Source organism: uncultured Faecalibaculum sp., assembly GCF_910588395.1.
Classification (GTDB): domain Bacteria; phylum Bacillota_I; class Bacilli_A; order Erysipelotrichales; family Erysipelotrichaceae; genus Faecalibaculum.
Genome location: NZ_CAJUPA010000022.1, coordinates 18,407 through 41,492 on the forward strand (window position 1 = coordinate 18,407; position 23,086 = coordinate 41,492).

General features: G+C 51.6%; 29 protein-coding genes. All 29 read left to right on the forward strand.

The features are described 5' to 3' along the window. Positions 1–142 precede the first annotated feature (142 nt). Complete coding sequence (locus QZ305_RS07265) at positions 143–2,407, forward strand: virulence-associated E family protein (protein ID WP_294731061.1); 2,265 nt, start codon at positions 143–145, stop codon at positions 2,405–2,407. A gap of 312 nt (positions 2,408–2,719) precedes the next feature. Continuing rightward, on the forward strand, positions 2,720–3,046 hold the full coding sequence (locus tag QZ305_RS07270; RefSeq protein WP_294731062.1) for a VRR-NUC domain-containing protein: 327 nt from the start codon (positions 2,720–2,722) through the stop codon (positions 3,044–3,046). Then, a complete protein-coding gene (locus QZ305_RS07275; RefSeq protein WP_294731063.1) occupies positions 3,033–4,388 on the forward strand; it encodes a DEAD/DEAH box helicase in 1,356 nt (451 codons plus the stop codon). The genes QZ305_RS07270 and QZ305_RS07275 overlap by 14 nt, the downstream gene beginning before the upstream one ends. A 10-nt stretch (positions 4,389–4,398) precedes the next feature. Beyond that, positions 4,399–4,569, forward strand: coding sequence for a hypothetical protein (locus QZ305_RS07280; protein ID WP_294731064.1), 171 nt, complete (start codon positions 4,399–4,401; stop codon positions 4,567–4,569). 32 nt (positions 4,570–4,601) lie between these two features. Then, positions 4,602–4,793 (forward strand): hypothetical protein, encoded by a 192-nt coding sequence (locus tag QZ305_RS07285; RefSeq protein WP_294731065.1) that lies wholly within the window; start codon positions 4,602–4,604, stop codon positions 4,791–4,793. Further along, on the forward strand, positions 4,780–4,980 hold the full coding sequence (locus QZ305_RS07290; RefSeq protein WP_294731066.1) for a hypothetical protein: 201 nt from the start codon (positions 4,780–4,782) through the stop codon (positions 4,978–4,980). The genes QZ305_RS07285 and QZ305_RS07290 overlap by 14 nt, the downstream gene beginning before the upstream one ends. A gap of 160 nt (positions 4,981–5,140) precedes the next feature. Further along, positions 5,141–5,575 carry a hypothetical protein gene (locus QZ305_RS07295; RefSeq protein ID WP_294731067.1) on the forward strand — a complete coding sequence of 145 codons (435 nt, stop codon included), beginning with the start codon at positions 5,141–5,143 and terminating at the stop codon, positions 5,573–5,575. Between the two features lie 88 nt (positions 5,576–5,663). Further along, positions 5,664–6,479 carry a hypothetical protein gene (locus QZ305_RS07300; protein ID WP_294731068.1) on the forward strand — a complete coding sequence of 272 codons (816 nt, stop codon included), beginning with the start codon at positions 5,664–5,666 and terminating at the stop codon, positions 6,477–6,479. A 283-nt stretch (positions 6,480–6,762) separates the two neighbouring features. Then, entirely contained in the window at positions 6,763–7,182 is a 420-nt protein-coding gene (locus tag QZ305_RS07305; protein WP_294731069.1) for a terminase small subunit, read from the forward strand. Then, positions 7,172–7,597, forward strand: coding sequence for a phage terminase large subunit (locus QZ305_RS07310; RefSeq protein WP_294731070.1), 426 nt, complete (start codon positions 7,172–7,174; stop codon positions 7,595–7,597). Before QZ305_RS07305 ends, QZ305_RS07310 begins: the two co-directional genes overlap by 11 nt. A gap of 83 nt (positions 7,598–7,680) precedes the next feature. Further along, positions 7,681–8,229: an NUMOD4 motif-containing HNH endonuclease gene (locus QZ305_RS07315; protein ID WP_294731071.1), complete on the forward strand. Its 549-nt coding sequence runs from the start codon at positions 7,681–7,683 to the stop codon at positions 8,227–8,229. A gap of 131 nt (positions 8,230–8,360) precedes the next feature. Further along, entirely contained in the window at positions 8,361–9,311 is a 951-nt protein-coding gene (locus QZ305_RS07320) for a PBSX family phage terminase large subunit (RefSeq protein WP_294731072.1), read from the forward strand. Positions 9,312–9,324: 13 nt separating this feature from the next. Further along, positions 9,325–10,740, forward strand: coding sequence for a phage portal protein (locus QZ305_RS07325; RefSeq protein WP_294731073.1), 1,416 nt, complete (start codon positions 9,325–9,327; stop codon positions 10,738–10,740). Continuing rightward, positions 10,727–12,082, forward strand: coding sequence for a minor capsid protein (locus QZ305_RS07330; RefSeq protein ID WP_294731074.1), 1,356 nt, complete (start codon positions 10,727–10,729; stop codon positions 12,080–12,082). The genes QZ305_RS07325 and QZ305_RS07330 overlap by 14 nt, the downstream gene beginning before the upstream one ends. A 2-nt stretch (positions 12,083–12,084) precedes the next feature. Then, on the forward strand, positions 12,085–12,243 hold the full coding sequence (locus QZ305_RS07335; RefSeq protein ID WP_294731075.1) for a hypothetical protein: 159 nt from the start codon (positions 12,085–12,087) through the stop codon (positions 12,241–12,243). Between the two features lie 442 nt (positions 12,244–12,685). Further along, positions 12,686–13,018 carry a YjcQ family protein gene (locus tag QZ305_RS07340; RefSeq protein ID WP_294731076.1) on the forward strand — a complete coding sequence of 111 codons (333 nt, stop codon included), beginning with the start codon at positions 12,686–12,688 and terminating at the stop codon, positions 13,016–13,018. 36 nt (positions 13,019–13,054) lie between these two features. Next, a complete protein-coding gene (locus tag QZ305_RS07345) occupies positions 13,055–13,366 on the forward strand; it encodes a hypothetical protein (protein WP_294731077.1) in 312 nt (103 codons plus the stop codon). Then, positions 13,363–13,680 (forward strand): ribosomal-processing cysteine protease Prp, encoded by a 318-nt coding sequence (locus tag QZ305_RS11800; RefSeq protein ID WP_367268824.1) that lies wholly within the window; start codon positions 13,363–13,365, stop codon positions 13,678–13,680. Before QZ305_RS07345 ends, QZ305_RS11800 begins: the two co-directional genes overlap by 4 nt. 87 nt (positions 13,681–13,767) lie before the next feature. After that, on the forward strand, positions 13,768–14,376 hold the full coding sequence (locus QZ305_RS07350) for a DUF4355 domain-containing protein (RefSeq protein ID WP_294731078.1): 609 nt from the start codon (positions 13,768–13,770) through the stop codon (positions 14,374–14,376). A gap of 6 nt (positions 14,377–14,382) precedes the next feature. After that, positions 14,383–15,339, forward strand: coding sequence for a hypothetical protein (locus QZ305_RS07355; RefSeq protein ID WP_294731079.1), 957 nt, complete (start codon positions 14,383–14,385; stop codon positions 15,337–15,339). Between the two features lie 3 nt (positions 15,340–15,342). Further along, a complete protein-coding gene (locus QZ305_RS07360; protein WP_294731080.1) occupies positions 15,343–15,678 on the forward strand; it encodes a phage head-tail connector protein in 336 nt (111 codons plus the stop codon). A 14-nt stretch (positions 15,679–15,692) separates the two neighbouring features. Next, on the forward strand, positions 15,693–15,980 hold the full coding sequence (locus QZ305_RS07365; protein WP_294731081.1) for a head-tail adaptor protein: 288 nt from the start codon (positions 15,693–15,695) through the stop codon (positions 15,978–15,980). Further along, positions 15,977–16,327 (forward strand): HK97-gp10 family putative phage morphogenesis protein, encoded by a 351-nt coding sequence (locus tag QZ305_RS07370; protein ID WP_294731082.1) that lies wholly within the window; start codon positions 15,977–15,979, stop codon positions 16,325–16,327. Before QZ305_RS07365 ends, QZ305_RS07370 begins: the two co-directional genes overlap by 4 nt. Before the next feature lie 42 nt (positions 16,328–16,369). Next, positions 16,370–16,744 (forward strand): hypothetical protein, encoded by a 375-nt coding sequence (locus QZ305_RS07375; protein ID WP_294731083.1) that lies wholly within the window; start codon positions 16,370–16,372, stop codon positions 16,742–16,744. Continuing rightward, on the forward strand, positions 16,741–17,289 hold the full coding sequence (locus tag QZ305_RS07380) for a phage major tail protein, TP901-1 family (protein WP_294731084.1): 549 nt from the start codon (positions 16,741–16,743) through the stop codon (positions 17,287–17,289). The genes QZ305_RS07375 and QZ305_RS07380 overlap by 4 nt, the downstream gene beginning before the upstream one ends. Before the next feature lie 70 nt (positions 17,290–17,359). Then, positions 17,360–17,749: a tail assembly chaperone gene (locus QZ305_RS07385; protein WP_294731085.1), complete on the forward strand. Its 390-nt coding sequence runs from the start codon at positions 17,360–17,362 to the stop codon at positions 17,747–17,749. Between the two features lie 56 nt (positions 17,750–17,805). Beyond that, entirely contained in the window at positions 17,806–18,105 is a 300-nt protein-coding gene (locus QZ305_RS07390) for a hypothetical protein (RefSeq protein WP_294731086.1), read from the forward strand. Then, complete coding sequence (locus QZ305_RS07395) at positions 18,095–22,411, forward strand: tape measure protein (RefSeq protein WP_294731087.1); 4,317 nt, start codon at positions 18,095–18,097, stop codon at positions 22,409–22,411. Before QZ305_RS07390 ends, QZ305_RS07395 begins: the two co-directional genes overlap by 11 nt. Next, positions 22,411–23,086, forward strand: a 676-nt coding sequence (locus tag QZ305_RS07400; RefSeq protein ID WP_294731088.1) for a distal tail protein Dit, incomplete at its 3' end; no start/stop codon positions are given. The genes QZ305_RS07395 and QZ305_RS07400, both read left to right, overlap by 1 nt.

Here is a 23,086-nt window from a genome sequence, read left to right on the forward strand (position 1 = left end):
GCACGACAGAAAACTATCCATGTCTGTTTGCAAGCGCAGGTCAGATCTGACATATCAATACAAACCCGTGACATGGTCAGAGCTGTGTGACCGCCTGTCTGAAACGAGGCGGACAGCAGAGACACAGGCAGAATACAAGGCCATGTCCCGAGATGACCAGGGCGCCATCAAGGACGTGGGCGGTTTCGTCATGGGAGACCTGCAGGACGGCAAGCGGGGCAAAGGGACCATCCTTTCCCGCTCTGCCATCTGTCTGGACTATGACTACGCATCCTATGACATGTGGGAGCGGTTCACGGCGCTCTTTGACTGGGCTGCAGCCATGTACTCAACGCACAAACATACGCCAAGGACACCGAAGTACAGGCTGATTGTGCCCTTGAGCCGAGATGTGAACCCTGACGAATACGAAGCCGTGGCCCGCAAGCTCTGCGCGGATTACACAGACATGGAGTGGGCGGATGACACGACGTTCCAGCCCAGTCGGATGATGTTCTGGCCTTCCACGTCTTCGGATGGGGAGTACGTGTGGAAGCGGCAGGACGGCGAGCTGCTGGATCCTGATGAAGTGCTGGCAGGCTATGGCGACAGATGGGATGACATCAGCCGCTGGCCATTCAGTTCCAGGGCACAGAGAAAACGGGAGACAGCGGGGAAGAAGACCGAAGACCCGTTGACCAAGAGCGGTATCATCGGCTGGTTCTGCAGGGCCTATACCATTCAGGAGGCCATCAGGACGTTCATTCCCGAAGTCTACACAGAGACCGACAGAGAGGACCGGTGGACCTATGCCGCCGGTTCCTCCTCCGGCGGTCTGGTCATCTATGACAGCAACACGCTGGCATACTCCAACCACGCAACGGATCCAGCCGGAGACATGCACTGCGTCAATGCCTTCGACCTGGTGCGCATCCATAAGTTCGCTCATCTGGATGAACACAGGCGGGCGAATCAGGTGGGTGTCAATCTCCCGTCTTACAAAGCCATGGCGCAGCTGGCGGAAAGCGATGAGAAAGTCCGGCAGATGCAGGCATCCGAGATGTTCGACCGGCTTGCAGAGTCTCAGGAAGACGATGCGACCGGGATCAGCAAGGAAGAGTATGCCCGGGACAACAAGGACTGGCAGAGCCTCCTGCTGCGGCATCCGAAGACAGGGAAGCTGGAAGAGACCATCGAGAACGTGGTCACCATACTGGAACACGACACGAAGCTGAATGGCTTCGGGGCATACAACGAGTTTCAGGACTTCGCAGAGAAGTCCGCATCTCTGCCCTGGTGGAAGTGGGACCCGCACAGCATCGAGTGGCGGGACGCAGATACCAAGGAGCTGTGTCTGTATCTTGAAAAGTACTACGGGATCCGCAGCGAGAGAGTCGTCAAGAACGGCCGGGACATCGTCCATACCCGCAGAGCTTTCCATCCGGTCAGGGATTGGCTGGACGCTCTTCCGGAGTGGGACGGCACCGAACGGCTGGACACGCTGCTGGTGGATTATCTGGCAGCAGAAGACACGGAGTACACCCGGGCAGTTACCCGCAAAGCCATCGTGGCGGCTGTGAAGCGCATCTATGAGCCTGGCTGCAAGATGGACTACACCCTGACGCTGGCCGGTAAGCAGGGCCTGAAAAAGTCCAGCTTCTTCCGGATGCTGGTACCCAATCAGGACTGGTTCTCGGATTCTCTGGATACGTTTCAGGGCAAGGAGGCCTATGAAGCATTACAGGGCAGCTGGGTCATCGAGATAGCCGAACTGAGTGCAGCCAAGCGGTCAGACATCGAACGCACGAAGCAGTTCCTCACAAAGCAGGATGACAAGCTGCGCAAGGCCTACGGGGAGAAAGTCGGAAGGTACCGGCGGCAGTGCATCTTTGTCGCCACCACCAACAGCAGCGATTTCCTGCGGGACATGAGTGGTAACCGCAGATGGTGGATCGTGCCCGTTCAGAAAGGCGGTACCCGGGACGTCTTCACGGATTTGCCAAAAGACCGGGACCAGATATTTGCAGAGGCGTTGGTCAGATACCACAAAGGGGAGACTCTTTTCCTCAGTGAAGAGTTGGAAGAAGCAGCAAATCAGATGCAGGAGACCTACACATACAAGTCCGTGAAGTTTGAACAGATAGAGGAATTCCTTGACCTGGACCTGCCGGTTGGGTGGGATGAGATGTCTGTGACAGCCAGACAGATGTGGCTGGAAGAGCGGGACATGGAAGGGACCCACAAGCGTGACAAGGTCTGTCTGCTTGAAATCTGGCAGGAAGTGTTCGGGGGAAATCGGGGGAATTTCCCGAATATGGAACAGCGTGAAATTAGTGACATATTGTTAAAACTGGGGTGGCAGAGGTCAAAAGGACAGAGGAAATTTGGCAATGTTTATGGTCAGCAAAGAGCGTTTCTGAGGCCCTGAAAGCCGCATACAGTGACTGTGTTTGCTGGTGTTTCCGCATACAGTGACCCTTTCAATGCCGCATACAGTGACAACGGACTGTATGCAGGCACTGTATGCGGCTGAAAGCTACTAAACAGTAGGGGTTTCTACCTAAAACATACAGTGCATACAGTGCATACAGTATTTTTAAAAATTTGTAGAAAATGGGAAAAATGGGGTTAAAGCCCATAGGGGTATTTTCTGTAATTCCCATTTATCCCATTTCTCTATTTACTTATAGAAAAATGCTCGAAACTGTATGCGGTGTATGCGCACAGAAAGAGAAAGAGAATGCGAGAACTTGAGAAAGACATCGAAAAATATTTTGTTAACGAAGTCGGGAAGCGGAACGGGTTGTGCTGGAAATTCACGTCCCCGGGACGCAGGGGAGTCCCTGACCGATGGTGTGCCTGCAAGGGTCATCAGTTCTTTGCGGAGCTGAAACGGCCGCATCATGCAAAGCGGGCAGATGAGAAACTGCAGAAGGCTGTCCATGAACGGATGGCAAAGGAGAAAGTGAAAGTCTATGTGCTGGAATCACGCCATGACATCGACCTGCTGATGCGGTACCTGGACAGGGGGATGCTTCCGGAGGTGAACCATTTTGCAAAACTTTGAACCACATCCCTATCAGCAGCGGGGAATCCGCTGGATCCTTGAGCATCCATCAGCAGGGCTGTTCCTGCCGATGGGGTCAGGAAAGACAGTCACCACTCTGACAGCACTGGGCATCCTGATGCATGACACTTTCGAGGTGTCGCGGGTGCTTATCATCGGGCCGAAAAGAGTCATCGAGACCACATGGCCGGATGAGATCCAGAAATGGCAGCAGACACGGACCCTGCGGTACAGCATCATTTCCGGCACTTCAGCCAATCGTGCTGCAGCAGTTCGAAGGGATGCGGAAGTCTATCTGATTGGCAAGGAGAACACCCAGTGGCTGATTGACAACTTCGGAGATGGCTGGAAGTGGGACATGATCGTCATCGATGAACTGAGCACGTTCAAGAACCCGCAGAGCAAGCGGTTCAAGGCTCTTCGGACTGTGATGCCATCGGTCAAGCGCTTCGTGGGACTGACGGGAACACCAACGCCCAAGGGTATCCCGGACCTGTGGGCACAGATCTACCTGATGGACCGTGGCGAAAGACTTGGCAGGACCCTGACGCAGTTCCGGCAGCGGTATCTGAAGCCGGAACAGATGTGCGGATATACGGTATACAAGTGGAAGGTGCAGCCGGGTGCAGAGAAGGCCATACAGGACAGGATCGGTGATATCTGCATGAGCATCGACTCAGCAGAGTATGCCAGCCTTCCGGATCTGCAGGTGATAGACCTGCCGGTGAACCTGGGGGCAGACCTTAAGAAATATCGTGACTTCAAGCGGCAACTGGTGCTGGAAGTCGGAGAGGACCAGCAGGTATTGGCAGCCAACGCTGGCGTACTGTGCGGGAAGCTGCTGCAGTACACTTCAGGGCAGATATATACCGAGGACCAGCAGACAGCCACGCTGCACGGCCACAAGCTGGAAGCGCTTGTGGATCTGATGGATGCCGCCAATCATGAACCTGTCCTGATTTTCTACTGGTTCAAGCATGAGAGAGACCGGATCCTGAAGAAACTTCATGACAGAGGCTTCATCGGTCTTCCGGGAGAAACCAAAGACGCTTTCAGGCGATGGAATGACCGGGAACTGGACTTCCTGCTGCTGCAGCCATCGAGTGCCGGACACGGTCTCAATCTGCAGGCAGGCGGACATATCGCTGTCTGGTACTCACTGCCAAACTGGAACCTGGAACTGTATCAGCAGGCAAACGCAAGACTGTACCGGCAGGGACAAAAAGAAAAGGTGGTCATTTACCACCTGCTCGCGAAGTATACAGTGGACGAGTCAATGCTGGCTGCACTGGGCAGCAAGTCTGATGTGCAGCAGTCCATGCTGGAGGCGCTTAGACGTTAGGAGAAAACTTATGAATGAAGAAGAAAGCGTTTATGAACGCATGCATAAATGGCTGTCTGACAGGATAGCAGATACGGAGCACGCAATGGATAGTTGCTCTGGCCCTGAGTGGGTTCACCACTCCAAGGTCCTTGGACCCTATAAAGCCTGCCTGGAGATGCTGGAGTCGCTTAAGATATAAAGCTAAAGAGGTGTTAACTTATGTTAAGTAAAATGGAAGTAAATTGGATCTGCACAAACTACGTCTCCGGCTATGTGACCAAGGACGATTTGCCTGGACTTGATGAGGATGAGTGCATTCCTTACATCGGGGTGCCGAATATGGTCCTGCCTGATGGCAGGCTGCGGACGTTTACTGTCGAGGAAATCATGGAAGCGTTGGAGGCAAGGAATGAGAGAGCTTGAAGACTTGGAAGAATGGTGCAATCGCCTGGCTTACGGGCTTGAGATGATTGGGGGCGCCTTTACAGAATGCGCAGAAGCGATTAATCGGGGTTTCCTCGATTTGAAGGCCAAAACTGAGCAGGAAAACCGTTCAATGTCTGAATCCCAGCGTTTCCGGACATTGAAAAGCGACCAGAGTCCGGTATAATTTGAGAGCATATATCGGTGGTCTTCAACCGGAAAGAGCTCTTGAACAGGGCTCTTTTTTGTCTCTTTTTACGCAATAGAGGTATGCAGGCCCTGTTGGGCAAGATTAAAATTGACCCGAGTCAATTACTCGTTTTGGAAGTTTAAGACAGGAGGCGCAAATGAAGACATCTACACGTTTGCTTATTTCCGCTTATAAAGAGAAATATAGGATTCAGAAGGAGAAAGATGAAAAGCAGCTGGAGCTGCTGGCTGTCAGGCACCGGATGACAGGGCTGTCCAAATCAGGGACGGAACTGACACCAGAGCAGGAGAATTCCAGCAAGCCGATGCCGACCACTGTTTCCCCAACGCACGATGACCAGAAGTTCCTGGGCCTGATGGAGCGGGCAGATGAGCTGGAACGGGAAATAGATTTTCTGGAACTGGCACTGCGTCAGACTCTGAAAATCGACAGACTGGATCTCAGGGACCAGCAGATGATGCATGAGCTGTATCATGGACACAGGCCTGTAGCTGATGTGGCCCACGACTTCGGTTTTGAGAAAAAGGCCATGTATCGACACTTGTATGGGGCTCTGGATGCGATAACCTGAAAAAAGCCTGCGTCAGCGTTATTTGCTCGGTAAGGCATGGGTTAAAAACCCGATGAGTGATATCCTTCCCTTAAAGAAAGGGAAGGATATGAATAAGAATAAACTAATAATTCATTTTCAAGGGGAAAGGGAGATCAATCTCAAGACTCTTTCTCGTTCCTTGCAGGGGTTAAACAGCGCTCTGGATGGTTTGAAGAAATATGTAGATACCGAGTCTAACACAACGTTTGAAGTTGATAGTATTTCTCCTGGCAGTTTTTCGATAACGCTTGTTGAGGTAGTTGGTCTGGTTCAGAACACTTTACCACTTCTGGATAACGCGGTTAGCGCTTTGGCAGGGCTTAAAGAGCTTCTAAAACTGCGAAAATGTTTAAATGGTAAGCCCCCAGAAAGTGTGAAGAAGGAAGGAGTGAATGTGGTTATAACCGGAGATGGGAATTCCGTTTCTATCAGCAACGAAGTCTACTATGCCTACCGGGATGATCAAAAAATTGAAAGGGGTTTAGCCCGAATCAGTAGAGCCGTTTCAACTGATTCTAGTAGGGATGGTATCGAGTTTGATTTTGACATCAACGATGATCGTTCCGCGATTGTCTATTCCGAGGACGATTTGATTGCTACTTCTAAGGCGCTACCCCTCGAAGCGCAGAGAGAAGAAAAGACCACAATTACCAGTACAGTTGGTATTAGGAAAGTGAACTTTCAAAGGCCAACAAGTAAATGGGAGCTTTTGTTCTTGGGAAAGAGTATAGAGGCAGAGATAGTTGATGAAGATTGGCTCAACCGATTCTCAGCCGGGGATATTGATTTAAATGCCAAATCAAAGATGTCAGTCAAAATGGACATTTATACCGTAGGCGAAACGGTGATTCGTTATGTGATTACTGAAATACTGGATTCATAGATGAGAAATAACAGGGCCTATGGCAAACCGTACTGCGCCCTGCAATCGCCCAGTAGATAACTGTATTTTGAAAGATGCCACTAGTGCGCTTTTCAAGGTGATAAAATGATATCGTCGAAAGAAATCGACCAGAGCAGCAATCAAAGCCGGATGAGGTCATGGACTTGTCCGGCTTTTATTCTGCCCATTTTTCGGTTTGTGGAATCCCCGCCTCTGTTTTTTGCTCCTTCTTTTTCCAGAGGTTGGGCTTCGACAGACCGAAGGTTCTGAAAGGAGGACCGCTATGACAGACAGACAAATGATGTTCGCTGATGAATACCTGGCAAACGGTCTTCAGGCGGCCAAGGCGTATATGGCTGTTTACAGGACCGTTAAAACAAAGCAGGTTGCAGCTGCTGCGGCTTCAAGACTCCTTGAGCGGCCGGACGTCAAAGAATACATCCAGGGACGCCTGAAGGACATCCAGAACGAGAAGACCGCCGATGCGCAGGAAATACTGGAGTACCTCACGAACGTGATGAGAGGGCAGCAGACGGATGAGCTGCTGACGATGGACGGCTGCATCAGGGATCTCAAGGTCAATACCAAGGACCGGAACAAAGCGGCTGAGCTGCTGGGCAAATATCACGGCCTGTTCGAGAAGAACATGAACGTGACAGTGGAAGTGCCGATTTTCAAGGGGGAATCCGCTCTTGAAGACTAGAGACATTTACCTGCCCGACATCGTGGGCAAAGGGTATGCAACATTCTGGAACTTCCGAGGGCGTTATCGGGTGTGCAAGGGCAGCCGAGCCAGCAAGAAGTCGAAGACAACGGCCCTGTGGTTCATCTACAATCTGATGAAACACCCGCAGGCCAACCTGCTGGTAGTCCGCAAGGTATTCGGAACACTCAAGGATTCCAGCTATTCTGATCTGATCTGGGCGCAGAATCGCCTGGGTGTCTCTCACCTTTGGATAAACCGCCAGTCACCGCTGGAGATGGTCTACAGCCCCACAGGGCAGAAGATTTTGTTCCGGGGACTGGATGACCCGCTGAAAGTCACCTCCATCACAGTGGAGAGTGGCTGTCTATGCTGGGCGTGGCTTAACATATCGGGTCACGTAAAACTTCTCTAATTGCTGGAACCCCCTAACGTAAAGACGAGGGCAATCAGCAGCGAAACTATTTAACAAAACAACGGACATGATACAGCGATGTTATGAAGAATGACAGCGAAATCTGGAAAGATATCGACGGGCTTGAAGGCGAATATCAAGTCAGCAGTTTTGGGCGGGTAAAAAGCCTCTCGCGTTGGATTGGAACATCACTGCACGAGGACCGAATCCTTGCTCAATCGAAGACGAAAGACGGGTACTTGAAAGTTCGGTTGAGTTCCAAAAAGAAGAATATAGACTGGACAAGAAGAGTTCACAGACTAGTGGCTGAAGCTTTTATTCCTAACCCGAACGGCCTTGAAACGGTAAACCATAAGGATGGGGATAAAGAAAACAACCGTGTAGATAATCTTGAGTGGATGGACAGAAAAGACCAACTTTTCCATGCTTATCAACTTGAGCTTAAGAAACCTAGCCAAGGAGCCACAAATACTCAATCTAAACTGAGCGAGGAGGATGTCAGATATATTCGAGAGCACTACGTGAGAAATAGCAAGGAATTCGGCACTGTTGCGTTATCACGGAAATTTCGGGTATCAAATAGGGTAATCGGTCTTGTAACTCGTGGCTTGTCCTATAAAAATGTTAAATAGAACGTTCAACGACTATCGAAAGCAAAAAGAGGGGCTAACCCTCTTTTTAGTTAGTAGAGTAGGCTTCAAGGGGAGCCGAAACGGGAAGCACGTCTTAGGACGCGAAGATATAGTCTGCACTTCATGGAAACATGAAGAGGGTAGCCGGAGCCGGGTTATCCGTAACAATAAGCGAAGAAGCCTTTGAGGTCCTGAAGGAGGAAGACTTCCAGATCCTTGATGAATCCATCCGTGGTGAAGTGCCGGCCGGCCTGTGGAAGCAGTGGACCATCACCTTCAACCCGTGGTCAGACCGGCACTGGCTGAAACACCGGTTCTTCGATGACATTGTCGGGAAAGACAGTGAGGGGAATCCGGTCTACAAGACCCGCCAGACGCCTGTCAGCGCTGATGGCAGCATTCTGGCCATGACTACCAACTACACCTGCAACGAGTGGCTGGACGCCGCAGACAGGCGCCTGTTCGAGGATATGAAGGCGCGGAACCCGAAACGGTACCAGGTGGCTGGACTGGGAAATTGGGGCATCGTGGACGGGCTGGTATATGAGAACTGGCGGGAGGAAGCATTCACGCTTGAGCAGGTCAAACCGTTCATACGAGTTTGCGGCATAGATTTTGGTTTTACCAATGATCCAGCCGCTTTTTTTGATGGCTACATCGATACGCCCAACCGCCGTCTGTATGTCTGGAATGAGATTTACGAAAAAGGCCTATCAAACCGGCGCTTTGCCGACAAGATCCGGAAGATGGAGCCCAGCACCACAGTGATAACCGCTGATGGTGCCGAGCCCAAGTCCATTGCTGAAATGAATGGTTATGGCCTGCGACTTAAACCTTCAAAGAAAGGCAAGGACTCCATCCTGAACGGTATCCAGTTCCTACAGGACTTTGAAATCATCATTCATCCCCGCTGCCGGAACTTCCTGACAGAGATTTCCTGCTATGTCTGGGACAAAGACCGGTATGGGAAAGCGATCAACAAACCGGTGGACGATTTCAACCATCTCATGGACGCCATGAGGTACGCCACAGAAGACTACATACGGGCCGCAAAGACGGTCATGAAGACATTCAAGCTTTAGGAGGTAATGAGCTATGGCTTACAAATCACAGCAACCATTCAGGCTGCCGGCACCCATTAGATGCGGACCTGAAGAAGCTCAGGACCTGAGCATGGAGAAAATCGAGTATTTCATCCAGCAGCATCAGGAGTTCATGCCGAGGTATCAGTACCTGGAAAATCTGTACCGGGGACTGCACACGATTTTTCACGATGAACCGAAACCGGTATGGGAACCGGACCATCGCATGGCAGTGAACTTTCCGTTGTACATCACATCCACTTTCTGCGGCTTTGGTTACGGCATCCCCATCAAGGTGACGCACGAAGATGAATCCTTCCTGGAATCTCTGGCGGCTTTCGAGGAGGCCAATGAGATCGATGACCATAACAGCGAGCTTATCAAGCAAACCTGTATTCACGGCCATGCCTTCGAGTACATGTATCAGGACGAAGACGGAAACACCCGCGTGTCCGTCCTGAAACCCTCTCAGTGCTTCGTTGTGTACGACAACAGCATAGAAGAGCGGGCGCTGTTCGCCATCCGGTATGGTAGCCATACCCGGAGCCTTTCGGACAAGACGATGGTCCTGTATGGCGAAGTCATGACCGCAGACACCCGGGTGTACTTCGACGATGGCCGTATCACGGACGAGCAGCCGCAGCCTTACGGGAAAATCAACGTGGTGGAGTGGAGACTCAACGATGAGCGAATGGGTCTGTACGAGCCTGTAGGAGCCTTGTGCGAGACCTACGAGCGTGTCCTGTCCAACAAAGCCAACGACGTGGCAGCTTTTGCGGAAGCCATCCTGAAAATCGTTGGGGCGGACATGGCGCCAGAAAACGCCAGGGAAGCTCTCATCAATCGCATCATGATCCTTGTGAAGGAAGGTACCGGGGACACAGAGACCAATGCTGATGCCGACTATCTGACAAAGCCTTCTGCTGATGGAACGCAGGAGAACCTGCTGGACCGGCTGCAGGAGCTGATTTTCACCATTTCCCAGGTGGCCAACATCTCTGACGAATCCTTTGGATCTGCAACCTCCGGGGTGTCTCTCAGCTACAAGCTGCTGGCCATGAGCAATCTTGCCAAGTCCTTCGACACGAAGATTTCCAAGTCCATCCGGAAGCGGTGCAAGCTCTTCTGCCAGCTGCAGACCAACACACCTGACAAAGACGCTTGGAAAGGTATCACCCTGCAGTTCACCCGTAACATCCCCAACAACATTGCTGAGGAAGTCCAGACAGCTGTCCAGGCAACGACTCTTACGTCCCAGGAAACAGCTCTTGGTCTTCTGTCCTTCGTGCCAGACCCGAAAGCGGAGCTGGAGCGAATGGAGAAAGAGAAAAAAGCAGCGCAGCCTGACCTGCTGGATTTCAACAGCCACCGGGAAGTAGAGCTTACGGACGACACCGAGGAGGAAACCGCGGGAGATGAGCAGCGCTGATTACTGGAAAAAACGAGAGCAAGAGTGGCTGAAGGAATGCGAAAAAGAAGAAAAAGGCTGGTCTGAAGAGCTTTATCAAATCTACCAGAATCTGGGGGATGAGATAGAAGAACAGATCAACCTTTTTATTTCACGCTTTGGGGAAGGTCGCCAGTTGGACATTACAGAGGCAAGGAAGTATCTGGATTCGACAGACATAGAATTCTATGCACGGCGGGCTGAATACTACTGTCGAATGGCTGCTCTCGATATGGAAGCGGGGACAACAGACCGGGCCAAAGAATACTTCTCTGAACAGGCAAACGAGGAGATGGCCCGTTACAACGCCACAATGAAAATCAACCGCCTGAGAATGCTCCAGTCCCAAATGAATCTGCGGATTCTGAACGCCCAATGCAAAACGGAATCGGTTTTGGAGGCAGCTCTAACTGAGCGCACTGTGGAAGAATTTGAACGGCAGGCAGGGATTTTGGGGGATACAGTTCTCAACAACGTTCAAAATGCAGAGGTTATTGCAAACGCACCTTTTCACGGGGCTACATTCTCCAAACGTATCTGGGGGACACAGCAGGACCAGCTCCAGAAGCAGATGACCAAATTGATGACAGATGGGCTGGTTTTAGGAAAAAACCCCAGAGTTTTGGCCCGGGATTTGCGAAAAGTAATCAACGTTGCCCCTAAGCAGGCAGAGCGCTTGATGCGTACCGAGCTTAATCGATGCCAGATAGAAGCCGATAGAGCCAGCTATAAAAGTGCCGGGCTCAACCAGTATACGTTCATAGCTAACAGCGGATGCTGTCACCATTGTCAGGATCTGGACGGCGAACATTTTGACCTGGAGGATATGCAATCCGGTAAAACCGCCCCGCCCATGCATCCAAACTGCAGATGCAGTACTGCCGGGTACATGAAAAGGGAGGACGATGGCATTACTGATGAGGACGTGGATCTGTTTGACAAATGGTCAGAGACTTTCGAAGAGCACGGCTTAACCTGGGAGGAGTGGAAAAATCTCGACGGCTTCGACCATAACCGTATTCAAAAGGATAGATATATTCACGAAGATAAAATTAAAAAATTCTTGTTAAAACCCGGTGCAAAGCACGCGCAGGAGTTTTTTGATGTTGGGTATACAGAAAATGACTGGAAGCAACTAGAGACTGACATCCTTTCCCAATATACAAATGCGTCGTATGATAGGAGCAAAGGAAATTATGGTCAGAGATTTTCAATAACCATGGATCTTGGCATAGATAAAAAAAGGCCATTCCAAGTAGTCTGGGGAGAGGACGGAGACAGATTTAAGCTGGTGACAGCGCATCGTATCCCAGTAGGAGGTTAGCAATGTTTAATATGTATGATCATGTAAGGGTTAAAGCAACTGGAGTATACGGAACCATTGTAGATGAGTATGGAGATGGATGGCTTGTTATTGATCCCGATGTTGTAACGGATTCGTGGTCCCTTATAGACGCTAAAGCTGAGGAACTAGAAGAAGCCTAAAGAGCCTTCACGGGCTCTTTTCTTATGGAAGGAAAACACGGAGCTTACGAACGTTATTATAGTAAGAAAGGTGTAGTATATGTGAATAGAGCAAACAATCAAATACGGACCGCATACTCCTCAAAGGACTGCTCAGAGAGTATACTTAAAACAATAGAGGTATATGAGAAATGGATGCACGATTGAAGGCGGAATACATGTCTTGTCCACTTGTAAACGGCGAAATCATTCATTATCCTGAATGCTTTGATGTTCACTGTGTTTTAGAGGACGGCGCCCCTAAGTGGACTGCCAGAGAGGATATGTTCAATCATGAAGATTGGAAAGATATCTGCCTAAAATGTCCTTATCACTACCATGACTGAAGTCGATAAACCGGCTTGAGAATTGAGAATGCATCAGAGTCCTTAGGGACTCTTTTCTTATGAAAGGAGAGCAGAGTATGGCAAAAGATGATTACTTTAAAATTCTTTTTATAGTCCTGAATGATTTATACGGCCACTTGAAAGACGGGACAAGGGTTCAGCTGGATGACATTTCTCCGGAAACACTGAAAATTCCTGATTCCTATTGGCTGAGTATAGTGAAAAATGCCTGTGAGAAGGGGCTGATCACCGGCCCGAAATTCAGGAACACCAAATCAGGATTGGCGGTGGTGAACCTTGATGGCATGGAAATCACCATGGATGGCGTGGATTTCTTACAGAATAACTCACAGATGAAAAAGGTATACGATATTCTGAAAGAAATGAGAGACTGGATTCCAGTGGTTTAAAAAGGAGCCGACTCGGCTTTTTGTTTGGGAGGAAGAATGAAGCTGAATATCCTTGGAACCGAGTACAGAGTCATCACGAAGGCCCTGAAAGACTGTGATGGAGAGTGTGATGCCATCCGAAAGCGTATCGTCATTCACGATATGTCAGACTACACCAAAGAGCAGAGGTCCTTCCGACGCAAGGAGGTCCTGCGCCACGAAATCGTTCATGCCTTTCTGGCGGAAAGCGGGCTGCAGGCAGATACATCCAAAGCCCGTGCCTGGGCAATGAATGAGGAAATGGTGGACTGGATAGCCCGCCAGGGTCCTAAGATTTTCCAGACATTCAGGGAGGCCGATGCCATGTGATACAAGTAAAGATACTCAGGCTGCAGGGCTTGAATGAAATACATCTGGAAGCATCCGGACATGCCGGATATGCTGAGCCGGGCAGAGATATCGTCTGTTCGGCTTTTTCCATGCTGTGGCAGAATCTGGCAGGATCCGTCAGGAACCTGACGAAAGCCAGAGTCAAAGACAGCCTGACTAATACCGGGACGCATGTCCTGGAATTCACACCAATCACTGATAAACGGATGCTGCTTCTGCTTGAGTCTTTCAGGCAGGGAGTACAGAGTCTGCAGGACGCTTATCCGGATTGCGTTCAGCTGGCTGAGTATTGAGCATCTAAAAATATGTCCAAGCCTGATGACTTAAAAAGCTGCGGTTTCGGTCCAAGCCTGAAGACGGTAAAAGCTGTGGGAGGTTTTATGAAAGACAACTATAAGAGCATTGATCTGCAGATGTTTGCGGAGGATGAGTCCGCTGCTGAAACAGAAACGACAGCGGAACAGGAAACGGAACAGCCGGAAGGGAAGACTTACACCGACAAAGAAGTGGATGAGATCGTCTCTAAAAAGCTGGCCAGAAAACAGAAAGAGTTCGACAAGCTGCTGGAAGCAGAGAAAACCAAAGCCGCACAGGACGCTGTGACGGAAGCGGAGAAGCTGCGGAAGATGAACGAGGAACAGCGAAAGCAGTATGAGACGGAAAAGGCAGAGCGGGAGAAGTCCGAACTGCAGAACCGTATCGCCCAGCTGGAAAGAGAAGCAGCGCGCAACGAGCTTTCCAAAACAGCCGCAAAGATTCTTGAGGAATCACATAAGATCATCGCGACTCAGGAGCTTCTGGATTTCGTGGTGGGGGATACTGCCGAGGAAACGCAGGCCCAGATTGACAAATTCGTGAAGATCCACAACGACATCAATGCCCGTGCTGCCCAGGAGAAGGCCAGAGGCAAGACCCCAGTGGCTTTTGGACAGGGCAAAGCACAGCAGGATTCTTATTTTGAAGCCGCAATTGGCAAGTACAGAAAGTAGGTAATTATGACTGAAAAAACTCTCAACCTGCAGATGTTTGCAGAGGGTGACACCCAGACTCCGGCATCCCCGGTAACACCTGCACCAACTGTGGGAAACGCTCGTTCCTTCCAGTCTCAGTTCAAGGAGATGCTGAACGCAGTATTCGGCGCCCGTTCCGTGTTCGGCGACTTCTTCGCCAATGGTCTGGAGGTGCTGGATGGTGTTTCCGACAATGAAACCGCGTTCCGCGTAAAAACCACTGATATTCCGGTAGCAGTAGGCGGAGCATACGATACCAACAAAGACAATGTCTTTGGCGATGGTTCTGCGGGCTCTTCTCGTTTCGGGGATATGACCGAGATCATCTACAAAGAGACCTCGGTACCCTATACCGGCGGTTGGACTATCCACGAAGGTCTGGACCGCTACACTGTGAACCACAACTTCGAGCAGGCACTGGTAGACCGTCAGGAGCAGCAGGCCATTGCGAAGACCGAATGGTATAACAAGACTCACGGCAAGTTCGTTTCCGACAGCGCTGGGCAGACAGAGACTCTGGCGTCCTATACTGACGCCAACATCCTGAAGCTGTTCAACGCTCTGACCAAGTACTTCGTCGACAACCAGATCGTGGGTACCAAGGTCATCAAGGTAGCTCCGGATCTGTACAACGCCCTGGTAGACCACGCTCTGACTACCACCGCCAAGCACTCCGCAGCCAGCATCGACGAGAACGGTATCGTTCGGTTCAAGGGCTTCACCATCGAACAGATTCCGACTGCGTACTTCCAGACCGGTGAGGTAGCTTACGCCTACGTGACCGGCATCGCCAAGGCATTCACTGGCATCACCACTGCCCGGACCATCGAGGCTACCACGTTTGACGGCGTTGAGATCCAGGCAGCAGCCAAGACCGGTGAGTACATCCTGCCTGTGAACAAGAAGGCTGTCGTGAAGGTAAAGCTGGGTACAGGAGCCTAGCCTATGGCAGCCGAGACGTATCTGGACGATATCCGGCTGCTTGCAGGAATCGAAGACGGGAGTCAGGACAAACTCTTGACACTCATCATCAGGATGACAGAGTCCCGTCTTCTGACCCTGCTTGAATCCCCTGAGGTTCCGGATTCTCTGGGCTATATCGTGCTGGAGGTATCCACTGCCCGGTACAACAGAATCGGCTCAGAAGGGCTGTCCTCGCATACTCAAGACGGTGAATCCCTGAACTTTGTGGATTCTGACTTTGACCGCTTTGCAGCGGACATAGAGACCTGGAAAACGGCACAGAAGACCACGGCGAATTGGAAGGTGAAGTTCCTGTGAGATATGACACCCGAGTGGAACTGATTCACCAGGAGCCCGGCGCTTATGATCCGCTGACAGGCAACTATGCAGATGCTGTGGAGGTGTCAAAGACCGTATGGGCAGACGTAACGGATACAGGCTTGCAGGAAAAGGCGCTGATAGGCGGTAAGGCGGGCGAAGATTCCAGAACTGTCCGGCTGCAGCAGAAACCAGACTTCCAGTTTGAGAAAGTCTGTATCGACGGGAAGCTATACCAGATTGACACTGTGCGCAGATATCGGATAAGGGAAACCCTCTACGTTTCTCGGGTGAGTACATGAGGCTTAAGTGCGATGTAAAAGGCCTGAATAAGCTCCAGAAGAAGTTGCTCAAAGCGGCGGATAAGTCGAAGATTCGGGATACGGTCGAGCGTAATACGACAGAACTTCAGGAAAAGGCTATGCGAAAAGTCCCCGTTGACACCGGTCATTTACAGGGTTCTATTGGCTTTACTACTTCAAAAGACGGCATGACCGGCACAGTCAGGGCTCAGGCTGATTATTCCCAGTATGTAGAATTGGGAACGCGCTATATGCAGGCGCAGCCGTATATGAAACCTGCTTTTGATAGCCAAAAGGATATCTTCATCAAAGACTTGAAAAAAGACATTATCGAGTCCCTGAAGTAAGAAGGTGATGAAATGAGTCCAGCGCAGGAACTGTATTCGGGAATGCTTGTGAAACTGAGAGATTCGTTTCCCGGTAAAGTCTGGGATGGTGATTTGATCGTGCCAGAAGGTACACCATATCCCTTTATCCAGATGGGCAATACGCAGGATCTGTCAGAGTTCGGCGTAAAAGGCGGCTTCTTCGGCAAGGCAAGTCTGGATATCCACGTATGGCATAACGACCCGAGGAAACGGGGGGACTTCTCCAACCTGATGTTCAGCATCCGCAGACTTGCCGCTCAGCTGTCAGCCACTCCTGGCTATGGCTGGTGCCTGTCCGGATCTGACGAACAGGTCATTCCTGACAACACAACCAAAGAACCCCTGATGCATGGGGTTCTTTCTTTTGAATTCAAATATTGGAGGAAGAAATCATGACCAAGAAAATCAATCTCCAGGTGTTTGCCGGCGACCCCATTCAGGGTGCCAAGAACATCTATGTCCTTCGCCGGCTGGCGGACCGGACACAGGAGGCCGCCACTGTCCTGGCATTCCAGGAGGAAGGTACTACCACGATGTCCAAGGACGCCGATACCGTTGCCACCAAAGACGGGACTATCCGTGTACCGGGTGCTGCAGAAATCGAGCTGTCCCTGACCTCTATCCTGACCACAGGGGATCCGATGATTGCCAAGCTGAAAACGGCTCTGCTGAACGGCGAGGTGATGGAAATCTGGGAAGTGAACACCGCAGAAAAGGGAACCGGTGAGAACGCTGATAAGTACCCGGCTGACTACTACCGCGGATATCTGACCAACTACGAAAAGAGCTCCAACTCGGAGGACTTTGCTGAGCTGTCTCTGGATATCGGTGTATTCGGCAATCCGCAGTCTGGTTACGTCACTCTGAGCCGTGAGCAGGAGGAAGCAGCGCTGTATGCCTTCGCAGATGTGGCCAAAGCTGCTGATACTGATACTGAATAGCATCATTTTCATAAGGAGCCTGCACAGGCTCCTTTTACTTTTATGGATCTATGTGTGGGAGGAAAAAACCATGGAACTGACAATCAAAGATAAAACATATCCGCTTAAAGCGTCTTTTGCTTTTCTTCGCAAGATCGAGTCTAAATCCGTAAAGGAATCGTCCGGCGAAAAAATAGACATCGGCCTGGCCAACACAGTTATCCAGATCCGCGACGCTGGGGACATGAGGGAACTGGTAGATCTGGTGCTGGCGCTCAATACCGGTCAGAGCCCGAAGCTGGAAAAGGGCATCGTCGAGAATTACGTGGAAGAGTGCGAGGACATCGAGGGCTTCGTTAATGAGGTGCTGGATTTTTTGTTCGCAGCGAATGTCTGCAAACTGCGTCTGAAGAAGTTCGGTCTGACTCCGACACCGGAGAACGAGGAAGAGAAGGAAGAGAAACCGGACATCAAAGCATAGACCAGCTGATAGATGAGGTTGCTGTCACCTGCTTTCGGTATTTCGGATACAACACCATGGACCAGGTACTGAATCTGGATATGAAGGAGTATCGGCTGCTGTGTGAAGCGCAGGAGCTCAAGAACATCGACAGGCAGTTCTGGATCCATCTGCAGGCCTTTGTAAACAACAAAGCGACGCTGCGGGACAGGAAAGGCAAGCTCATCTATGGCAGGTTTGAAAAACTGTTTGATTATGAAGCGGCTCTGTCCAGGAAAGACAGAAAGAAACGGCAGGAGAAACCAATGAATCCTCGCCTAGAGAACATGAAACGGTTCTTAAAACTACGGAAAGGAGGGAATACCAGTGAGCAATAAAGTGGAAGCCGTCCTGACCGCGAGAGATGACGGACTCACTAAAGCGCTTGAGAAGATCACGCAGGCTATTGCCAAGGTGAAGAGCGCTGTAGATCGAGTCGGGGATATCATCCTGAAAGCTCAGGATGCCGGTGCCTCAGCGACAATCAAGAAGGTTGCTGAGAGCGCTGACGAGCTCGGTAAGAAGCAGGTTGAGACCACAATTGAAGCTGAAAACCGAGCAGGTCCTGAGATCAAAGAGGCAAAAGCTGAACTGGACACAGTTGACGGCAAGACGGCCGAGGCCGAACTTACAGCGGAAGATTCAGCATCCAAAGTAGTCGAGAAGGTTATGGATGTAGCCAGGCAGCTGGGTACAACCAAAGCCGAGGCCCAACTGGAGGCTAAAGACAATGCCTCAAAGCCGGCGCAGGCAGCAAAGAAAGCACTCGACGAATTGAAATCTGTCAAGGCTGTCGCTGAGCTGAGCGCCAAAGACAAAGCTTCTGCCAAGGTGAAAGAAGTCTTTAACAAGGTGAAGCAGATTGCCTCGCATCCAGGCGAGGTCATCCTCAACGCCAAGGACAGGGCAAAAGCCACCCTTGCAGAAGTTTCGGCAAAGGTAAAGGCACTGGCCAAAGAGACCGCTGCACCGACCATTGATGCGAAGGATGGTCCCTTCAACGAGAAGGTAAACTCCGTCAAGGAAAAGCTGTCTGCCCTCTCCAATGCCACCAGCACCATTGCTTTTGGATTCCTGCAGTCGGCTGGACAGAAAGCGTTCTCGGCACTGTCTGGATCCATTGACGGAGCGGTGAGTAGATACGACACGCTCCAGCAGTTCCCGAAAGTCATGGGGCAGATGGGGTTCTCTGCAGAAGATGCAGCCAAGACAATCAATAATCTGTCCGATGGAATTGACGGTTTGCCGACTACGCTGGACGGCATCGTTGCCAACGCGAAGAACCTGACCCTGACGCTTGGCGACATGGATAAAGGGGCAAATACAGCCATTGCCTTCAACAACGCCATGCTGGCGTCTGGCGCATCCACGGAAGACGCTGACCGGGCCCTGACCCAGTACACACAGATGCTGGCTGCAGGCAAGGTTGACATGCAGTCCTGGAACTCCATGCAGACCGCAGGCAAGTATGCCCTGACTGAAGTGGCCAAAGAACTGGGCATCACTTCCGGCAGTACACAGGAGCTCTATGACAAACTCCAGAAGGGGAATATCTCTCTGGATCAGTTCAACGATGCGCTTATCAAGGTTGCCGGCTCAGGTTCCAAGATGGCGGATACAGCTCGGATGTCCATCGAAGGTATCGGTACATCGCTGAAGAACCTTGCCAATGCCGGCAAGAAAAACATGGCGAACCTGCTGGGGACTGTCGATGAGGCTCTGGGCAAATCAGGAATGAGCATTGCTAAAACCATCGACGGCCTGAAAAACAGCATCAACGCTGTGTTCGGCAAAATCGAGAAGGACGCCAATGGCGTCGTCACTTCGATGAGTGGCATCTCCGCCGCTGTGTATACGGTCCTGACTCAGCTCACCTCTTACGGGGCGGGCTTTTTTGAACCCCTTATCACAGGGGCACAGAAACTGAAAGCCGGACTTTCGGGTGCCTTTGACAGCTTTCTGAACAATGCCCTCCCGAACCTGACCATGCAGCTGGCGAATATGGGAAATCTTATTGGCAAGGTTGCAGGGCAGTTCGGGGACATGCTCGGTTCCATTGACATGTCCTTTCTTTCCGGTATTGTCAATGGTTTGACCGCCAAATTCCGGGCTCTGCTGGATATAGCCGGTCAGCTGTTCCAGAAGCTCAAGGAGACAGGCACTGCCAACAAACTGGCGGAGGCTTTCGGCAAGATTGGCCAATGCGTTAATGACATGTTCATGTGCATGGCCCGGTCAGGAGCTATGGATAAGCTGCTGGATCTGTTTGTTCAGCTGATCAGCGTACTGGCGGATGTGACTTCTGCAGTCGCGGATTTCATTGCCGGGCTGGACCAAGACTTTCTGGGCAACGTCGTTACAGGTGTGGCTGGGGCTATCGCAGCTTTCAAGGGCTTCTCCTTCCTGAAGAGCTTCAATCCCCTCGAAGGCTTCCTGAAACTGTTTAAAAAGGGCACTGGTGAACCAGTCAAGCAGACACAGGCTATGAAAAGCAAGGTGGCTCAGATTCTTTCATCATTCGGTGACCTGTTCATGGGCCTGGGCGATGGAATCAAGTCTGCCCTGCAGGGCGTTGGTTCTGTGATTGAGTCTATCGGGGCTTCTATTGGGGTGGCATTCGAAGGCTTCGGTGAGGCTATGAAGATGGCCAACCCTGTCAACCTGCTGGCATTTGGCGCAGCACTGTTCATGGTTTCGGCCGGGATCGCGCTGATTGGTTCCCAGGGCGAAGGTTTCGCACAGATCATTGAATCATTTGGAACAGCCTTTGCTGCTGCAGCTCCGGGTATTGAGGCTGTGGGTGATGCCATCGGCACAGTGGTTGAAGCCGTTGGTGTTGCCATCGCCAACATTCTGGTAGCTATCGCACCTTTCGCTACGCAGCTGGCTGAAGCGTTTGCTATCTGCTCCACAGCAATTGCAGAGAGTGTAGCCATCATCATCCAGGCAGTCACACCGCTTGTGGAAGTGGTTGGTGGAATTATCACCGCTCTGGTGCAGATCATTACAGACGCCATCGTACAGATCGTTCAGGCAATCATGCCCGCGGCTCCTGCTTTCGCACAGATGGTTGAATCCATCTCCCAGGGAGTGCAGGCGGTTTGTGCGGCATTCAGTACCCTGGTGGCTCAGGTTCCTGCCATCCTGTCAGGACTACAGGGAGTCATTGAGTCCATTTTCGGAGGGATCCAGGGAACACTGGACAGTTTTGGAGAGGCAGCCCAGAAGTGCGGCGAAGGCATCAAAACAGCCTTCGATGGTGTAGCCGACGTCATTCAGTCCTTCGGGGATGCTGTGAACAACATTCTTTCCGGTGTGGCTGGCGTCATTGATTCGATTGGAACCGCCTGTCTGAATGCGGGCAGAGGATTCGACAAGCTTGCAGATGGAGTCGTCAAGATCACCAGTCTGAACCTGCTCGATATGGTTGCAAGTCTCGGAGCCCTTGCAGGGCAGCTTGTGGCCATCGGCGCTGCCGGAGCGACTCTCGGAGACACTGGAACTCAGATGCAGGCGCTGGGTACAGGTCTGATGATGATCCAGGCTTCTGCCACTGGTGCTATTGCGGCCATGCAGAATTTCAGCAGCATCACCACACAGCTGCAGCAGGTTGGTGCCTGCGCACCGCAGGTGACACTGGCAGCCAATGCAATCACACAGTTCTCTGCATCAGCTGTAGCAGCCATGACCGGACTCATGGGGGCAATGGTTGGTCTGACAGCCTTTACCAGCGCCATGACAACGACAACGGCAGCTGTCCAGGCTGCTGGCGCCGGTGTTCTGACCGCATCTGCAGCATTTACAGCCATAGGTGCCGCAGCTTCCAGCTCCGCCTCCGGGCTCGGCGCTGTGGCTTCCGCAGCTTCCAGAGTCGCAGTATCCTTTGCTTCTCTGACAGCTGCAGCTGTATCCGCGATGAGCGGTATGACCTCCGCTGTCCGGTCTGCAATGTCCGGCGTTGTATCTTCCATCACCTCCGGCATGAGCAGGGCTGCCAAAGCTGTACAGACGGGTTGCAGATCTATGGTGTCTGCCATGACCGCCAGTGTATCGGCAATGACAGCCGCCGGCAGAGCAGCTGGAACTGGTGCAGCCAATGGGCTTCGGTCTGGCGTGGCTCCAATGCCTTCCATCGCCAGAGCAGCCTGCGCTTCTGCGGTTGCGGCAATATCCGGCTACTACGGCGCGGCGTATTCCGCCGGTGCCTACATCGGTATGGGTCTTGCCAACGGTATGGCCAGTCAGCTTGGCAGAGTTCGCAGCATCGCAGCGCAACTTGCCGACGCCGCTGCCGAAGCTACCAGAAAAGCAGCGGTGGTAAGGTCACCATCCCGTGTGTTCATGGAAATCGGTGGCTACATGGGCGAGGGTCTGGCAATCGGTATTGAAGATATGTCCAAACGGGTGACTGGTGCGGCCCGTGACCTGATGGACTATTCCGGCCTTGCGGATCCGATGCGCCTTGCAATGGCAGGCGGCGGAAGCATGAGCCTGGATGAAAACTATGGCCTGAAGCTGGAAGTGAATCCAGTTGTATCTGTGCAGGTTGACGGTCGGGAAATCGCCCGGGCGACAGCCAAGCCGATGCAGAAGGAACTGGATAAACAGAGCATGATGAGCAGGAAACTGAAAGGAGAGTATTGATGTACGAATTCGTGGATATCAACGAGCTGCCCGGTACAGAGTCAGTGCCGGCGGAGGCCGTGAAGTATAACGGCACCTGGCTGGATACTACGGTCCCGGGCTTTCGGACACTGAACGTCTCCGGCAGGGAACTGCTGACAAAAGAAGTCAGGGAGAAATCCATCCCTGGCATTGACGGTAATACCTATCTGGGAAGGGATGTCCCTTCCCGGACCATTACCGTTCGCTATGCCCTGACAGCTCCCACAGCTTTGATGTTCCGGGAAAGATATAACAAACTGATGTCTATCCTCAACGCCGAGCAGGTGCAGGTGATTTTCAATGATGAACCTGATAAATACTTCATCGGCACTGCCATCGGCGGAGAGAATCCAGACCCCGGCAGACTGTCAGTGGTGGGTGAGATTGAAATCTACTGCTCTGACCCATTCAAGTACTCCACCACAGAAAAATCCATCCCCATCACGGGTAACACTCTGACCATCACCAACAACGGGACCGTCCCGGCATCGGTCAGATACGAAATCAAGCTGAATCAGGAAAACGGATATCTCGGCATCGCCTCCGAACATGGCGCAATGGAGTTTGGAAAGCGGGAGGAAGCTGACGGACAGACTTACCAGCAGACGGAGTATCTGCTGGGGCTGCCTGATTTCATTGCTGCCCCGGATGATA

Excerpts from the sequence above, each read along its gene's own strand:
- QZ305_RS07380 (WP_294731084.1), top strand. The coding sequence starts at position 16,741 with ATGACCAAGAAAATCAATCTCCAGGTGTTTGCCGGCGACCCCATTCAG.
- QZ305_RS07265 (WP_294731061.1), top strand. The coding sequence starts at position 143 with ATGTCCCGAGATGACCAGGGCGCCATCAAGGACGTGGGCGGTTTCGTC.
- QZ305_RS07330 (WP_294731074.1), top strand. The coding sequence starts at position 10,727 with ATGAGCAGCGCTGATTACTGGAAAAAACGAGAGCAAGAGTGGCTGAAG.
- QZ305_RS07360 (WP_294731080.1), top strand. The coding sequence starts at position 15,343 with ATGGCAGCCGAGACGTATCTGGACGATATCCGGCTGCTTGCAGGAATC.
- QZ305_RS07385 (WP_294731085.1), top strand. The coding sequence starts at position 17,360 with ATGGAACTGACAATCAAAGATAAAACATATCCGCTTAAAGCGTCTTTT.
- QZ305_RS07390 (WP_294731086.1), top strand. The coding sequence starts at position 17,806 with ATGGACCAGGTACTGAATCTGGATATGAAGGAGTATCGGCTGCTGTGT.
- QZ305_RS07325 (WP_294731073.1), top strand. The coding sequence starts at position 9,325 with ATGGCTTACAAATCACAGCAACCATTCAGGCTGCCGGCACCCATTAGA.
- QZ305_RS07315 (WP_294731071.1), top strand. The coding sequence starts at position 7,681 with ATGAAGAATGACAGCGAAATCTGGAAAGATATCGACGGGCTTGAAGGC.
- QZ305_RS07300 (WP_294731068.1), top strand. The coding sequence starts at position 5,664 with ATGAATAAGAATAAACTAATAATTCATTTTCAAGGGGAAAGGGAGATC.
- QZ305_RS07350 (WP_294731078.1), top strand. The coding sequence starts at position 13,768 with ATGAAAGACAACTATAAGAGCATTGATCTGCAGATGTTTGCGGAGGAT.
- QZ305_RS07280 (WP_294731064.1), top strand. The coding sequence starts at position 4,399 with ATGAATGAAGAAGAAAGCGTTTATGAACGCATGCATAAATGGCTGTCT.
- QZ305_RS07370 (WP_294731082.1), top strand. The coding sequence starts at position 15,977 with ATGAGGCTTAAGTGCGATGTAAAAGGCCTGAATAAGCTCCAGAAGAAG.
- QZ305_RS07355 (WP_294731079.1), top strand. The coding sequence starts at position 14,383 with ATGACTGAAAAAACTCTCAACCTGCAGATGTTTGCAGAGGGTGACACC.
- QZ305_RS07345 (WP_294731077.1), top strand. The coding sequence starts at position 13,055 with ATGAAGCTGAATATCCTTGGAACCGAGTACAGAGTCATCACGAAGGCC.
- QZ305_RS07340 (WP_294731076.1), top strand. The coding sequence starts at position 12,686 with ATGGCAAAAGATGATTACTTTAAAATTCTTTTTATAGTCCTGAATGAT.
- QZ305_RS07270 (WP_294731062.1), top strand. The coding sequence starts at position 2,720 with ATGCGAGAACTTGAGAAAGACATCGAAAAATATTTTGTTAACGAAGTC.
- QZ305_RS07320 (WP_294731072.1), top strand. The coding sequence starts at position 8,361 with ATGAAGAGGGTAGCCGGAGCCGGGTTATCCGTAACAATAAGCGAAGAA.
- QZ305_RS07335 (WP_294731075.1), top strand. The coding sequence starts at position 12,085 with ATGTTTAATATGTATGATCATGTAAGGGTTAAAGCAACTGGAGTATAC.
- QZ305_RS07295 (WP_294731067.1), top strand. The coding sequence starts at position 5,141 with ATGAAGACATCTACACGTTTGCTTATTTCCGCTTATAAAGAGAAATAT.
- QZ305_RS07290 (WP_294731066.1), top strand. The coding sequence starts at position 4,780 with ATGAGAGAGCTTGAAGACTTGGAAGAATGGTGCAATCGCCTGGCTTAC.
- QZ305_RS07375 (WP_294731083.1), top strand. The coding sequence starts at position 16,370 with ATGCTTGTGAAACTGAGAGATTCGTTTCCCGGTAAAGTCTGGGATGGT.
- QZ305_RS07285 (WP_294731065.1), top strand. The coding sequence starts at position 4,602 with ATGGAAGTAAATTGGATCTGCACAAACTACGTCTCCGGCTATGTGACC.
- QZ305_RS07305 (WP_294731069.1), top strand. The coding sequence starts at position 6,763 with ATGACAGACAGACAAATGATGTTCGCTGATGAATACCTGGCAAACGGT.